Here is a 14125-nt window from a genome sequence, read left to right as displayed (position 1 = left end):
GTGGCCTCAGGCAAAGTTCTGGCGCCGGCGGCCCTGCAGCAGCGTGGCGGCACCGGTGGCGAGCATGGAAATGACGAGAATGACGAGGGTGACGGCGTTGGCGAACTGGTGGAACCCATCCGAGGCATAGCTGTAGGAGAGGACCGCCAACATTGGCGACGTCGGCGTATAGAGCAGGATGGTGATCGCCAGATCGCCGATGACATTGACGAAGGAGATGAGCAGCCCGGCCGCAAGCCCGCGGATGGCGAGTGGCAGGGTGATTGCTCCCAGCCGGCGGAAAAACCCGGCACCGGTCATGCGGGCGGCCTCATCGATATCGCCAGAAATCTGTGCCACGGTTGCCCGCCCGGTCTGCACCGCGAAGGGCAGCATGGCGGCCGTCAGTGCGAGCGCGAGAAGCAGCTTCGTGCCATAGAGCGCCGGCAGCGGGCCGATCGGGGCGCCGTAGAGAGCTATATAGGCGGCAGCGAAGGCGATGCCCGGCAAAAGCATCGGCAGAAAGCTCATCTGGGACACCAGATTGCTCAGCATGGGGACTTTCTGGCGGGTGAGCGCGACGGCGATAAGAATGCCGATAAGATTGGCGGCGACCGCTACGATCGCGCCGAGCATCACCGTCGTGGTGAGCGCCGAGATCAGTTGCGGATTGTGGAAGATGCCTGGCTGCCCGCGGGCGAAAGCAGGGTCGGATTGGCCGATCCAATAATGCAGCGACCAGTTGGAGAAGAGCGACAACGAAGACGGGGCAAGGCTTGCGGCAAGCAGAAGCAGGATGGGCAGGATGGTGGTGAGGATGCAGATGGCCCATGCAAGTATCGCCAATGGCAGCCTTGCACCGCTGAGCGAGAAACGGCGCGGCCTGGCCCCCTTGCCGCTGATGGTGGCGAAGCTGCGCCGGCTGTTCAGGATCCTGTTGCCAATTCCCAGAAAAACCGCGGAGATCGCGATCAGCAGGATGGCGAGCACATAGCCACGTTCCGTCTGGCCGATCTCGATCATGCCAAACAGACGGGTTGATAGGGTCTGCATGCGCACCGGCAGACCGAGCAGGGCAGGGGCCGCAAAATTCGACACCGCGCCTGCGAAAGCGAGCGAGCCGCCAGCGATGATGGCCGGGGCGACCACGGGCAGGACGATGCCCAGCAGGATGCGCCTGCGCGAGGCTCCGGTCATCTGCGCGGCCTCGACGAGATCTCCGTTGACCGTGGCAAGTGCTGCGGCGATGACGGTGAAGGCGAGCGCGTAGTAGTGGGCGATGAGTACGACGATCGTCGGCACCATGCCCCAGGAAAGCCAGTCGGGTACGCTGAACCCGAGACCTTCGAGCAGCCCGCCGCCGCCGCCGACACGGCCGTTGCGAAAGACGCTGCCCCACGCAAGCGAGGTCGCGAAACTCGGGATCATGAATGGAAGGGTGGCCATGAAGGCGATGGCGGGACGGCCGGGAATGTCGGTCATCACCACGAGCCAGGCGAGGAAGCCGCCAAGCAGCACGCAGCCTGCGGCAACCCCCAGCCCGATGATCATGGTATTGGCGGTCGGGCGCCAGAACAGGTTGCGGGAAAGGCGGCCCGTAAGCACATCCGTCCAGGCGCCGGCACCGGATGCAGGCTGCAGGGTCTGGATGAGGATCGTGACGAGAGGAGCGGCCACCAAAGCGATGAGGATCACAGCCATCGCGATGGTCAGGCCGTGATGTGCGAGAGGCGATCCCAAGCGGCGAAACGGGAATGTCATGCGGAACTCCGGAGGAACGGGCGCTCGCGCGCCCGTTCCTCCTATCGGGATTTACTGCAGCGCGAGGATGAAATCGGCGACTTCGGCACGGATCTTTGCCGTCTTGGCGGGGTCGATCTGCCAGCCTTTGAAGTCGGCGAGGGGAATGGCATCCGAATGCGGGACGATATCCGTGCGGGTCGGCCAGTCGCCGGCGACATAGAAGGGTTTGAACCCGTCTCCGCCGGTCTCGCTCTCGTCTCCCATCATGAAATCGATGGCGAGCCGTGCGGCGGCCGGATTGGCTGCCTTTGGACTGAGCGCGAGGAAGGTCGGGAAGACGATTCCGTTGGAAGGCTCTACGTCGTTTGCAACCTGCAGCGCCCAGCCCTCATCCTCGTTGTCACGGCGGTCGGAATAGCTGGTGAAGCCGATCGGCGGGGTCTGCTGGCCTTTCGCGCCGATGGCCTTGTTGACGTCGTCAGTGGAGCCGACGAGCACCAGATCGTTGGCGAACAGATCGGTGATGAACTGTTCTCCGGCGTTCTCAATGCCGTCGCCCAGCTTGATCGGCTTGCCGAACGCGGCTTCATAGGCCTTGGCCATGTCGTCCGATTTCAGCACAAACTCTGTCATGAGATCGAGATAATCGCCTCGCTGCAGCGGATCGACCATGATCACGCGGCCTTTCCATTCGGGCGTGGTGAGAGCCCAGATGTTCTTGACCGGCGAGCCGTCCGGATGTGCTTCCTCGTTATACATCAGCACCTTGGTCGAAAGGCGCTGAGYCAAAAGCGGGGACTTGAAGTGTTCGGGCAGGTCGCCGGCAACGCGCGGCGGCACATAGGGTGCAACGAGGTTCTGGCTGAGCAGCTCGGTCAGCACGACCGGGGCGTCGGAAATGTAAATGACGTCGGCGCCCGCCACGCCGGCCGCGGCCTCGCTCTTGATTCGGGCGATCTGCTCGGTAGACGACATGTCGAAGGTCACCATGTCGATGCCCGGATAGGCGGCTTCGAAGGCCTTCTCGACGCGGCCGATGCGGCTGGTGAAGGCATAGACCGTCACCTTGGCTTCCTTCTGCGCCTGAGGCAGCAATTCTGCGGTGGATTGGCTGTCGAGAACCTGGGCATGGGCTGTGGTCGCCAGCGCAAGCGCGCAGAGCGGTGCAAGTATTCTGTACATGGGGCGTCTCCTCTTGGGTGGATTTATAGCCCATGTATAGTTTTCTTGCTACATTTTTATGACGTGCAAGTTTACTTGCAAATCATCCCTCAAATCTTGTTATGAGTTCGCCAAGCCGGTCCAGTTTGGCGAGCGCATCGGCTCCTTTGCGGTCGGCGAGCGCGAGGATGGTGGCGTTGCAAAGGGCCATTGGAACGGTCAGCGTCTGATAGCTGTCGCGGCTGCCGGCGCGTGGCGCGGACAGCAAAAGGTCGGGCTTCGGTTGCAGCGAGGGGCCGATCGTTCCGGAAATGACCAGGGCCGGCGCCTTCATTTCCTGGGCGATTTCCATGACATGGGCGTAGTCGGGGGGCTGCCGGCGAAAGGCGAAGAGCAGCACGCAATCTTTTGGCCCGACTGTCAGCATCTGCTCGGCCAGATCGCGCCGGTTGCCGGTCAGCCGCTGTGTCGTGGTGCCAAGCCTGCGCAGCCGGCGTTCCATCAGGATCGCCAGCGTTTCCGCATTCCCATGCCCGTAGATGAATACCCGGTCGCGGTCGAGCAAGGCAGCCGCCTTGATGATCTGGTCGTCCGTCACATGGTCCGAAACCGCGGCCAGGGCCGCAAGCTCCTGTTCGATCAAGAGAGGGAGGAAACCTTGCGACCTCGTATCGCTGAGGGTCGCCRAAATCCGGCTGGCCGGAGCGGAATCGCRCAGGAATTCGTCGCGCAGATGAGTGCGGAACTGCGCGTATGAGGAAAAGCCGAGCTTGCGCGACAAACGCGATGTCGTGGCTTCATGGACGCCAAGTCTTGCGGCAAATTCGCTGGAGGTACCGAGCGCGATCTCGCGCGGCGCCTTCAGGAGTTCGGAGATCAGCCGCTGTTCCGTTTCGGTCAGGCTGCCCGCGACTTCCTGAACACGCTCTACGAGTGCCTTGGTTCGCTCGGCGTTTGACATGGGTGATGCGACCGGTTTCTGCCTAAAGACGGGCTAACCGGTCGCGCGGGGAAAATCAACTCGGGATGTTCTTTCGGCGCGCCTCAGTGTGTCACGGACGGCTTGGGTTTCCTGTCCGTCCATTGCGGCGGCGCGCCATATTTGCTGGCCACGACTCCCACCAGGCCCGGCGATCGGCCGAATGCGTCACAGGCGGCGTATTTCGGCTTTCCGCCGAACCAGGATTGCACCCGCTGCCGCGATGGAAGCGAGAGATCGAGATCCAGCCCTTTTGGCTCCTTGCCTGTGATGAGCATCTTCGAAAAATCGCCGGCAAATTTCGTCGCGAGACCATAGGCGTCTCCCACCTCGGAAACGCGGGGACTGTTCTGGATCGAGTTTGCGCCGCGAGCCCAAACCATTGCTGCACGCTGCGTGCCGCTGCTATCGGCTGCCTCCGCCTCGACTGCAAGTCCGCCAAGGCCGTAAGGCAGGCGCGGCACGCTGACGGGCAGGGCGAAACTGCTGCCCACTGTCACGACGGTGGCAACCCCCGCCATTGTCTTGTTCGTCGGAACGATATCCGTAACGACGGATCGGATCGTCAGGTCGGCCGGTTGCCCGGCTGGCACCATTTGGTATCTGTCGCTCAGCGAGACGCAAAGCGCCCGGTCCAGCGCGTTGGATACCAATGCGCGATCGGCTTCCGACTTGATGCGGGAGGCGGCACTGAAGGAGAAGGTGGTCGGCACGATGCTGGCCGTCTTCACGGCAGCGAGACCTTGCCCATCGACGTATAGCCGTTTCTTGGAGAATTTTCCCTTTGGCGCGCCGAGATTGCTATAGGAGGTAAGCGTTCCACCCTCCTTCAAAGGCACCGAGGTGCATCCACTTATCATCAGCGGCAGAGCCAGGCATAAGCACAACGACGAAGGCTTTGCCGCGACAAGTCGCAGAAGTGATCTGATGTATGGATTGTTGCGCACGCTCTGTCTCCGTGAGGGATGATACGCGGCGAAAGTGCGAATGAAGGATTGCCGCAACATTACAGGTTCGCCTGAACAGAGATGGAAACCGGCGAAATGCCTCCGGGCGTCTCCATCACAGCCGGATCGCTATCTGTGTTCCGGTCGAACCGCTTTTGAGACTRACCTGTCCCCGATGATTGGCGACGATCTGCTTTACAAGACTGAGGCCAAGCCCGGCGCCTTTGCTCCTGGGTGTAACCCGATAGAACGGTTCGAATACCAGTTCTTGATGTTCAGCAGGTATTCCCGGCCCTTCATCCCTCACCGAGATCACGCCGGCCGGAGACACCGAAATGGTGATCATTCCTTGATTGCCGCCATGGTCGATGGCGTTGCGAACCAGATTGCTGACGGCACTCCGTAAAGCGGAACGACTGCCCTTGCGTTCGAGGCTTTCGATGTCGCTTTGAAAGGCGATCTGGTAGCCTGCGGCAATCGCCAACGGCGCGAGATCCGCCACGATCATGCGTGTGAGCTCGACGAGGTCGACCGCTTCATGGGGATCGGCTGCTTGATCGTTACGCTCGAAATCGAGGAGTTGTTCCGCCGTCTCCGCCAAACGCGCAACGTCGTCCAGCAAACGCCTGCGTTCCGGCCCCTCAGGCATGCCGTCGATCCGCGTCTGCATGATCGCTATCGGTGTTCTCAGCTCATGCGCCGCATCGATCAGGAAGCGTTGGCGCTTCCTGAACTCATCCTCAAGCCGCCCAAGMGCTCCGTTGAATGCCACCACGAGCGGTGCGATTTCCTTGGGAATGCCGTCCACCGGGAGGCGCGCGTCGGGCCGGCGCGCTTCGATCTCCGATGCCTTTTGAGCGACATCACTCACCCTCGCCACGGCACGCCTCACGATATTGAAGACGCTGAGGAAAATGGTAGGCACCGCGATTGCGACCAACGGTATGTAGATCGGATAGCTCCTGGCGAGAAGCGCCAGAGCGGGCCAGCCTAAGTCGTTGAAGCCGCCAAACAGAATCCGGACTTCGCCGATCACCGTTTCCACGTTTTCKATCGATGCGAGCTCGCTCGTACTCTTTGATCCCCGTAGATCCGCATCCTGGAACAGATGCGTCAGATGCGCGACCTCGCCGTAGACCTGCGGGACGGCGCCGTAGGAAACGGAAGTCCCGTCGACCGTCGCTACGACGTACCAAAGGCTGCGATGCTCGGCCTTGAGCGCCTTGAGCTCACCTGTCTCGCGAAGCTGAAGCCTGCCTTGCGCATCAAATTCCACTGCTCCGGCGATGACTTCGGTAATCATGTCTTCCCTGGCGACATTTGGTGAGACGACCGTGGTGGCCCATATACAAAGCCCGATGATGACTGCGACGACGACTGAGATAATGACCAGACTGAGTTGCCAGCTCAGCCTCCACCAAAGCGATGGATTCGTTCTGCTCGCCACGCGCATCATTCTTCCTTCAGGAGATATCCGACGCCCCGGATATTGTGGATCGCAACGCCAGCGCCGGCATCCTGCAGGCGTTTGCGCAGCCTGGAGATATGCGCATCGAGCGCGTTGGACTGGATTTCTTCCTCGTAATTATAGACCGCCGCTTCGAGCGTCGAACGAAGGACGGTTTTGTCCTTTCTCTTGGCGAGCGCCGCAAGCACGAGGAGTTCGCGGCGGGGCAGATCGAGGGGGGTGGAGGCGATTGTTACGTTCAGATGCAAAGGGTCGATGACCATCTGCCCGACAGCGATGCTCGGCTCCGCCAGGCTGGACGGTCGTCTCAACACCGCGCGCACGCGTGCCATCAGTTCCTCCACAAGGAAAGGCTTGCCGAGGTAATCGTCCGCGCCGATGTCCAGCCCTTCCACGCGCTCAAGCGGTTCGTTYCTCGCCGTCAGCACGATGATCGGTGTTTCGGTGCCTGCCCGCCTTACTTTCGGGATGAAGGTCAATCCCTCCCCGTCAGGCAGGCGGCGGTCCAGGAGGATGGCATCGTAATCGTTCTGGCGCGTCAGCTCGAACGCGTCATCGAGATGCATCGTGTGGTCGGTGACGATCCCGTGCTTGCTCAGCGCCGCCGACAGCGCGTTCGCCAATTCCGGCTCGTCCTCTATCAACAGAAGTCTCATCGTCCATCGCCCTAACGGTCCCGTCCTTGTCTGCCGCGAAGGTTGCGGCAGCATTACGGGGAAAGAAGGACCACCAGGTAATGTTGCCGCAATTGTTGAAGCCCAGGGTCGGCCTCTGGTAACCGGCTCGTCCGGTCGTGAAAACGCAGCCGACAAAACGAACCTCGGTTGTCGGCCTAGGCAGGAAACATGAACCGAAAGAMAGTCTTGCGCCTACTCGGCGGTCTGCTCCTATCCTCCATCCTGCTGATCGCGCTTTTGGGCGGGCCGGTGCTCATGCTGATTTTTTTGGCGGAACGGTTTGCCATGTAGAGGCAGGGGAGGGGTCGATGGCTCGATCTCTCCCGGCGTTGCTGGAGATGGCACGAATCCTGAAGGTGTTTCGCCTTTTTTTTGTAAGGCTCGCTCTTCTCGCTGAGATATCGTTCGCTTCCGCCTTGGAGGAAAGGCGGCGATCGCAAAGGTATGGAGGAGATTACCTTGGCAAACGCTGAAGAGCAAATGGTGCAAAATGAGCGGCCGGAAGACGAAAAGCTTAGCATTGGCGCCAACTTAGCATACGGACTTCAACACGTTCTCACCATGTATGGCGGCATCGTCGCCGTACCTCTGATACTGGGGCAGGCCGCAGGGCTGAATACAGGTGAAGTGGGCCTGCTCATCACCGCCTCGCTTTTTGCCGGCGGGCTTGCCACAATCCTTCAAACCCTGGGATTGCCCTTCTTCGGATGCCGGCTGCCGCTCGTTCAGGGCGTTTCCTTTTCCGGCGTGGCGACCATGATCGCGATCTCCGGCAATGGCGGCATTCAATCCATTCTCGGCGCGGTTATCGCTGCTTCCCTGATCGGCCTGATCATCACGCCGGTCTTTTCGCGGATCACGCGCTTCTTTCCGCCGCTCGTCACCGGCATCGTCGTAACGACGATCGGACTGACGCTCATGCCGGTCGCAGCGTTCTGGGCCATGGGCGGCAACAAGAATTCACCGGATTTCGGCAGCCCGGCCAATATCCAGCTGGCGGCGGTGACATTGGTGATCGTGCTGATACTCAGCAAGCTCGGAAGTCCGTCGATATCGAGGCTTTCCATCTTGCTGGCGCTGGTGATCGGAACGGGCATCGCCTTCGTTGTCGGGATGGCCGACTTTTCGCAGGTACCCGACGGCCCCTTCTTTGCCCTCCCGACGATCTTTCACTTCGGCTATCCGACATTCGAAATCGCCGCCATCATTTCCATGTTCATCGTCATCATGGTGACGCTCGTGGAGACGTCGGCAGATATTCTCGCGGTCGGTGAGATCGTCGAGACGAAGGTGGATTCGCGGCGATTGGGCGATGGGCTTCGAGCCGACATGCTGTCGAGCATCATAGCGCCCGTGTTCGGCTCGTTCACCCAAAGCGCTTTTGCCCAGAATGTAGGGCTTGTCGCGGTAACCGGCGTCAAGAGCCGCTACGTGGTGGCAACCGGGGGTGTTTTCCTGGTCGCTCTCGGGCTCTTGCCGGTGATGGGTCGCGTTGTCGCGGCGGTTCCGAGCGCCGTCCTCGGCGGAGCCGGCATCGTGCTGTTCGGCACGGTTGCGGCAAGTGGAATTCGCACCCTGTCGAAGGTCGATTATAACAACAACATGAACCTGGTCATCGTCGCCACTTCGATCGGCTTCGGTATGATCCCGATCGCCTCGCCAAACTTCTATGAGCATTTCCCCACCTGGGTGGCGACCATCTTCCATTCCGGGATCAGTTCCGCCGCGTTGATGGCGATCTGCCTCAACCTGCTGTTCAATCATTTCACCACCGGCAATTCGGATCAGCAATCGGTGTTCGTGGCGGCAAGCGAACGGACGATCCGCTATCAGGACATCGCGGTTCTTCACGACGGCGACTATTTCCTGAACGGCAAACTTTACAACGCCAAGGGTATCGAAGTGCCGCTGATACCTTCAGAAGCGCATTAGCTGTCAAGGAACAATGGAAATGACCCAACAGGAAGAGACGAACGGTCTCCTCGACGCCCTGCTCACCGCGATGGAAAAGGGCGTCATCCCCGCCACCGAGAGGGGCGTTGCGGCGGGTAATAAGGTCTTCGGCGCCGCGCTACTCAGGAAATCCGATCTTTCGACGGTGCTCGTCGAAACCAATAATGAAACCGAGAACCCCTTGTGGCACGGCGAGGTGCATACCCTGAAGCGGTTCTATGAAATGGCGGAGGCCGAGCGGCCCGACACGCGCGACCTCATTTTCCTTTCGACCCACGAACCCTGCTCGATGTGTCTTTCGGCGATTACATGGGCCGGCTTCGACAATTTCTATTATTTCTTCAGCCACGAAGATTCGCGCGATATGTTTTCTATTCCTCATGACCTGAAGATCCTCAAAGAGGTCTTCACGCTCGAGCCGGGCGGCTACAGGAGGAAAAACGCCTTTTGGAGAGCGCTGTCGATCCGCGAACTCATCGATGGCATGCCGGAGCCCCAGCGCGAGCTGCTGAAGCAGCGCGCCGATGCGATCAGCCGCAAGTATGACCAGCTTTCGGAAGTCTATCAGGCGAGCAAGGAAGGCAACGCCATCCCCCTTAACTGACCCGCCGCTGACGGGTGCCCGCGTCATCGGGCGCCCGATTGTCTGTCTAGCCACCGAACCTTTTCCACGATGGGCTTCAAATAAAGCGCCGACACCAGCAGATAGGGCTGGTTTCGGGGCTGGTCTTGCTATATCCATTATCTCAATATCTATTGAGATGTTGAGATAATTATGGACGAAAAACAAGCTCTCGACGCGTTCACCGCACTCTCCCAGGAGACCCGGCTGCGGATCGTGCGTTTTCTGGTGGCGGCCGGCCCGGAAGGCTCGGCTGCGGGAGAGATCGGCCAGGCGATGGACGGGGCATCCTCGTCGCGCATGTCCTTTCATTTAAGCCATCTCGAACAGGCCGGCCTTGTCCTGTCCCGTCGGGAAGGAAGGTCGATCATCTACAGCGCCGCTTATCCAGCGCTTTCCGGTCTTGTCGAATTCCTCATGCGCGACTGCTGCCAGGGTCACCCGGAGGTCTGCAATCCGGCGGTTGCCGCGCTGTCCTCCTGCTGCGAACCCGCGAAAGGCGCCAGTCATGCCTGATGCACACCAGCCCGACCGTATCTTCAATGTGCTTTTTCTCTGCACCGGCAATTCCGCTCGCTCGATCCTGGCCGAAAGCATTCTTGCCCAGGACGGCGCTGGGCGCTTCCGCGCCTTTTCGGCCGGCAGCCAGCCGAAGGGCGCCGTCAATCCCCTGGCGCTGAAGATACTGCAAAGCTTCGACTATCCGGCCGAGGGTTTCCGTTCGAAAAGCTGGGAGGAGTTCGCCAACCCCGACGCGCCCGTCATGGATTTCGTGTTCACCGTCTGCGACAGTGCCGCCGGCGAGGCCTGCCCGATCTGGCCGGGGCAGCCGATGACGGCGCATTGGGGCATCGAAGACCCGGCCGCGGTGGAGGGGCCGGACATCCAGAAGGAGGCGGCCTTCGTCACCGCCTTCCGCTATCTCAAAAACCGCATCACCGCCTTCGCCGCACTCCCGGTCGAAAGCCTCGACAAGGTATCGCTTGGCGCGAAGCTTGTGGATATCGGTCGGTTGGAAGGTGCTTCTTCAACCCAAAACAGCGCAGCGTAAGGTGCATCATGGACGTCATCATCTATCACAATCCCGATTGCGGAACCTCGCGCAACACGCTGGCGATGATCCGTAATGCCGGTATCGAACCGCATGTCGTCGAATATCTGAGGACGCCGCCGTCGCGGACGATGCTGGTGCAGCTCATCGAGCGCATGGGCATCTCCGTGCATGCGCTGCTGCGCGAGAAGGGCACGCCCTATGCGGAGCTCGGCCTGGGCGATCCGGGCCTGACCGACGACCAGCTTCTCGACGCCATGATGGCGCATCCGATCCTGATCAACCGCCCGATCGTCGTCAGCCCAAAGGGCGTGAAACTCTGCCGTCCTTCCGAATTGGTGCTCGACCTGCTGCCTGCGCAGCGCGGCGCGTTCATCAAGGAGGATGGCGAGCGCATCGTGGACGAGCAGGGTCAGCGCGTGGCGAAATGAGGGCGAACCATGTCCGGTTTTGAACGCTATCTTACCCTTTGGGTCGGGCTCTGCATCGTCGTCGGCATCACGCTCGGCGATGTCATGCCTGGCGTGTTTCGGGTGATCGGTGCTGCCGAGATCGCCAAGGTCAACCTGCCCGTAGCGGTGCTGATCTGGCTGATGGTCATTCCCATGCTTTTGAAGATCGACTTCGCCGCACTCGGCGAGGTCGGCCGTCATTGGCGTGGCATCGGTGTGACGCTGTTCGTCAACTGGGCGGTGAAACCCTTTTCCATGGCGTTGCTCGGATGGCTGTTCATCGGGTGGCTGTTCCGGCCCTACCTGCCCGCCGGCCAGATCGACAGCTATATCGCCGGTCTCATCATCCTTGCCGCCGCGCCCTGCACGGCGATGGTGTTCGTCTGGTCGAACCTGACGAAAGGCGAGCCGCATTTCACGCTGAGCCAGGTTGCGCTCAACGACGCGATCATGGTTGTGGCCTTCGCTCCGATCGTGGGGCTTTTGCTCGGCCTGTCGGCGATCACCGTGCCATGGGATACGCTGATCCTGTCGGTCGTGCTCTACATCGTCATCCCGGTCATCGTCGCGCAGCTCGTTCGTCGCTCGATACTGGCCGCTGGCGGACAATCCGCGCTCGATCGGCTTTTKGCGAGGCTCGGCCCTGCATCGCTCGCAGCTCTTTTGGCGACGCTGGTGCTGCTGTTCGGCTTCCAAGGCGGGCAGATAATAGCCCAGCCGTTGGTGATTGCGCTGCTTGCCGTGCCGATCCTGATCCAGGTCTATTTCAATTCGGGGCTTGCCTACTGGCTCAACCGGGTTACCGGCGAGCAGCATTGCGTCGCCGGCCCATCGGCGCTCATCGGGGCGTCGAACTTCTTCGAGCTGGCGGTTGCGGCCGCCATCAGCCTCTTCGGCTTCCATTCCGGCGCCGCACTCGCCACCGTCGTCGGCGTGCTGATTGAAGTGCCGGTGATGCTTTCGGTCGTCTGGATCGTCAACCGCTCGAAGGGCTGGTACGAGCACGGCGACAAGACGACAGCCGCCGTCGAGGTTAACCGCTGATGCCGCGTGATTTGCCCWATGTCGATGACAAAAGCCTCGACATGCCGTCTGTTGAGCGGCTGCGCGCAGCTCCCGCAAGTCATCCGCCTCGTATCCTGTTGCTGTACGGCTCGTTGCGCGAACGCTCCTATAGTCGGTTTCTCACGCTGGAGGCCGAACGGCTGCTGAAACTTTTTGGGGCGGAGACCCGTGTTTTCGATCCGCACGATCTTCCATTGCCTGACGGCGCCGAGATCGATCATCCGAAGGTGAGGGAACTTCGGGAATTGTCGCTCTGGTCGGAAGGTCAGGTCTGGACCAGTCCTGAACGTCACGGCGCAATGAGCGCGGTGATGAAGGCGCAGATCGACTGGATCCCGCTCTCCGTGGGAGCGATCYGGCCGACACAGGGGCGGACGCTTGCCGTCATGCAGGTATCCGGCGGTTCGCAAAGCTTCAATGCCGTCAACCAGATGCGGGTACTGGGCCGCTGGATGCGGATGGTGACGATCCCCAACCAATCGTCCGTCGCCAAGGCGTATCAGGAGTTTGACGAGGACGGTCGCATGAAGCCGTCCTCCTACTATGATCGGGTGGTCGATGTCATGGAGGAACTGGTCAAGTTCACGCTGTTGACGCGCGACACCTCAGCATATCTCACCGACCGTTACAGCGAGCGCAAGGAGGCGGCCGCGAAGCTGGCGTCGGCTATCGGGCTGAGGGCCATGTGACATGCGGCCCTGGACGGATGTCGCTTTACTCGGCCTGACGCAGATCATCGGCTATGGAACGCTCTACTACAGCTTCTCCATTCTCGCGCCCTCCATGGCGCGGGATCTCGGATGGCCGAACGAATGGATCTATGCGGCGCTTTCGGCCGCATTGCTGACAGGTGGGCTTGCGGCGCCTCTGGCGGGACGTTGGATCGATCGGTTCGGCGCCGCCCGCATCATGGCGATAGGCTCGGTGGCGGCGGCGCTGGCTCTTGCGGCCTGCGCGCTCGCTCCGTCCGGTATCGCCTTCGTACCCGCCTTGCTTGCGATCGAGATCGCATCGACCCTCGTGCAATACAGCGCGGCGTTTCCGCTGCTGGTCCAGCGCCATCCACGGACCGCGCAGCGCTGCATCGTCTATTTGACGCTGATCGCGGGCTTCGCCTCGACCATTTTCTGGCCGCTTACGACCTGGCTGCATGGTTTTCTGACATGGCAGCAGGTCTATCTCGTCTTCGCCCTGCTGCACGTGGTCTTATGTCTTCCGATCCACGCGTGGATGTCGCGGCGAACCGCAGGGGAAGCTGAATCGGCCGATGTCGAGGCGGTGGCTCACAGCCATTCGCCTCTTCAGGGGACCCTTCCGCCCGAAGTTCGCGGCAAGGGTTTCCTGTTCATGGCGGTCGCCTTCGCGCTGCAGAGCTTCATCAGCTCGGCGGTCCTCGTGCACATGCTGCCAATGCTCGCAGCACTCGGCCTCGGCCTGGCCGGGGTTGCCGTGGGCGCGCTGTTCGGACCCTCGCAGGTGGCCAGCCGCTTTATCAACATGATCTTCGGAGCTGAGCTGTCGCAGCTCTCGCTCGCGATCATCTCGGCGGGGCTGCTGCCGGTTGGGCTCCTCCTTCTGCTTGTCACGGCGCCTTCCTTTGCCGGCGCGATGCTGTTCGCCGCCCTGTTCGGCATGGGTAATGGCCTTTACAGCATCGTCGGCGGTACGCTGCCTTTGGCCTTGTTCGGCGCGCAGGGATATGGCGCGCGTCAAGGCCAGATCACGTCGGTGCGCCTGATCGTCGGATCGGCCGCACCATTTGCCTTCGCGCTGATGATGCAGCATGCGGGGGCGGCGTGGGCCCTGTTGTGCACCGGCATTCTCGGGGCAGGGGCCGTGCTGGCGTTTCTGGCGATTGGAAAGCTTGCGCATCATCGCCGGGAAAACAGCGCGTCAAACGAGCCGATTGCGCTGAGTTAGCGAAGAACCGAAGCCTTATTTTTCATCCGCCTGCCGCTGCCGCCTGCCGTCTTCGGTAAGGCGGCATTTTGCCGTTTGCGGATTATCGTTGTTGACAGGCGGGCGACT

The 14125-nt window shown here is 61.1% G+C and carries 15 protein-coding genes; 9 read left to right on the top strand and 6 right to left on the bottom strand.

Annotation, left to right across the window (positions count from 1 at the left end; genetic code table 11):
• Positions 1-6: 6 nt before the first annotated feature.
• The 6 genes from LCM4573_RS08915 to LCM4573_RS08890 form a co-directional block, all read right to left on the bottom strand.
• A complete protein-coding gene (locus tag LCM4573_RS08915; RefSeq protein ID WP_071005886.1) occupies positions 7-1740 on the bottom strand; it encodes an iron ABC transporter permease in 1734 nt (577 codons plus the stop codon).
• A gap of 51 nt (positions 1741-1791) precedes the next feature.
• A complete protein-coding gene (locus tag LCM4573_RS08910; protein WP_071005885.1) occupies positions 1792-2904 on the bottom strand; it encodes an ABC transporter substrate-binding protein in 1113 nt (370 codons plus the stop codon).
• An 82-nt stretch (positions 2905-2986) separates the two neighbouring features.
• Complete coding sequence (locus LCM4573_RS08905; protein WP_071005884.1) at positions 2987-3844, bottom strand: MurR/RpiR family transcriptional regulator; 858 nt, start codon at positions 3842-3844, stop codon at positions 2987-2989.
• Between the two features lie 83 nt (positions 3845-3927).
• Entirely contained in the window at positions 3928-4869 is a 942-nt protein-coding gene (locus tag LCM4573_RS08900) for a DUF3313 domain-containing protein (protein ID WP_071005883.1), read from the bottom strand.
• 55 nt (positions 4870-4924) lie between these two features.
• A complete protein-coding gene (locus LCM4573_RS08895; protein ID WP_071005882.1) occupies positions 4925-6262 on the bottom strand; it encodes a HAMP domain-containing sensor histidine kinase in 1338 nt (445 codons plus the stop codon).
• The gene (locus LCM4573_RS08890; RefSeq protein WP_071005881.1) at positions 6262-6933 is read right to left on the bottom strand and encodes a response regulator transcription factor; all 672 of its coding nucleotides are present in this window, start codon (positions 6931-6933) and stop codon (positions 6262-6264) included. The genes LCM4573_RS08895 and LCM4573_RS08890 overlap by 1 nt, the downstream gene beginning before the upstream one ends.
• Before the next feature lie 189 nt (positions 6934-7122).
• On the opposite strand from LCM4573_RS08890, the gene LCM4573_RS28770 reads away from it, so the two are divergent.
• From LCM4573_RS28770 to arsK, 9 genes are all read left to right on the top strand, one after another.
• Positions 7123-7245: a hypothetical protein gene (locus LCM4573_RS28770; protein WP_274534847.1), complete on the top strand. Its 123-nt coding sequence runs from the start codon at positions 7123-7125 to the stop codon at positions 7243-7245.
• Between the two features lie 153 nt (positions 7246-7398).
• A complete protein-coding gene (locus LCM4573_RS08885; protein ID WP_407071716.1) occupies positions 7399-8886 on the top strand; it encodes a nucleobase:cation symporter-2 family protein in 1488 nt (495 codons plus the stop codon).
• Between the two features lie 19 nt (positions 8887-8905).
• Positions 8906-9511: a nucleoside deaminase gene (locus tag LCM4573_RS08880; RefSeq protein ID WP_071005880.1), complete on the top strand. Its 606-nt coding sequence runs from the start codon at positions 8906-8908 to the stop codon at positions 9509-9511.
• A gap of 171 nt (positions 9512-9682) precedes the next feature.
• A complete protein-coding gene (locus LCM4573_RS08875) occupies positions 9683-10045 on the top strand; it encodes a helix-turn-helix transcriptional regulator (protein ID WP_071005879.1) in 363 nt (120 codons plus the stop codon).
• Entirely contained in the window at positions 10038-10580 is a 543-nt protein-coding gene (locus LCM4573_RS08870) for an arsenate reductase ArsC (protein WP_071005878.1), read from the top strand. Before LCM4573_RS08875 ends, LCM4573_RS08870 begins: the two co-directional genes overlap by 8 nt.
• 8 nt (positions 10581-10588) lie before the next feature.
• Positions 10589-11011 carry an arsenate reductase (glutaredoxin) gene (gene arsC / locus LCM4573_RS08865; protein ID WP_071005877.1) on the top strand — a complete coding sequence of 141 codons (423 nt, stop codon included), beginning with the start codon at positions 10589-10591 and terminating at the stop codon, positions 11009-11011.
• A gap of 9 nt (positions 11012-11020) precedes the next feature.
• Positions 11021-12076 carry an ACR3 family arsenite efflux transporter gene (arsB, locus tag LCM4573_RS08860; RefSeq protein WP_071005876.1) on the top strand — a complete coding sequence of 352 codons (1056 nt, stop codon included), beginning with the start codon at positions 11021-11023 and terminating at the stop codon, positions 12074-12076.
• On the top strand, positions 12076-12786 hold the full coding sequence (gene arsH / locus LCM4573_RS08855; RefSeq protein WP_071005875.1) for an arsenical resistance protein ArsH: 711 nt from the start codon (positions 12076-12078) through the stop codon (positions 12784-12786). The genes arsB and arsH overlap by 1 nt, the downstream gene beginning before the upstream one ends.
• Position 12787: 1 nt before the next feature.
• Positions 12788-14017: an arsenite efflux MFS transporter ArsK gene (gene arsK / locus LCM4573_RS08850; RefSeq protein WP_071005874.1), complete on the top strand. Its 1230-nt coding sequence runs from the start codon at positions 12788-12790 to the stop codon at positions 14015-14017.
• The last annotated feature ends 108 nt before the right edge of the window (positions 14018-14125 follow it).

The organism is Rhizobium sp. LCM 4573, from assembly GCF_001854865.1.
Classification (GTDB): domain Bacteria; phylum Pseudomonadota; class Alphaproteobacteria; order Rhizobiales; family Rhizobiaceae; genus Neorhizobium.
This window is presented reverse-complemented; position numbering and strand designations above follow the sequence as displayed.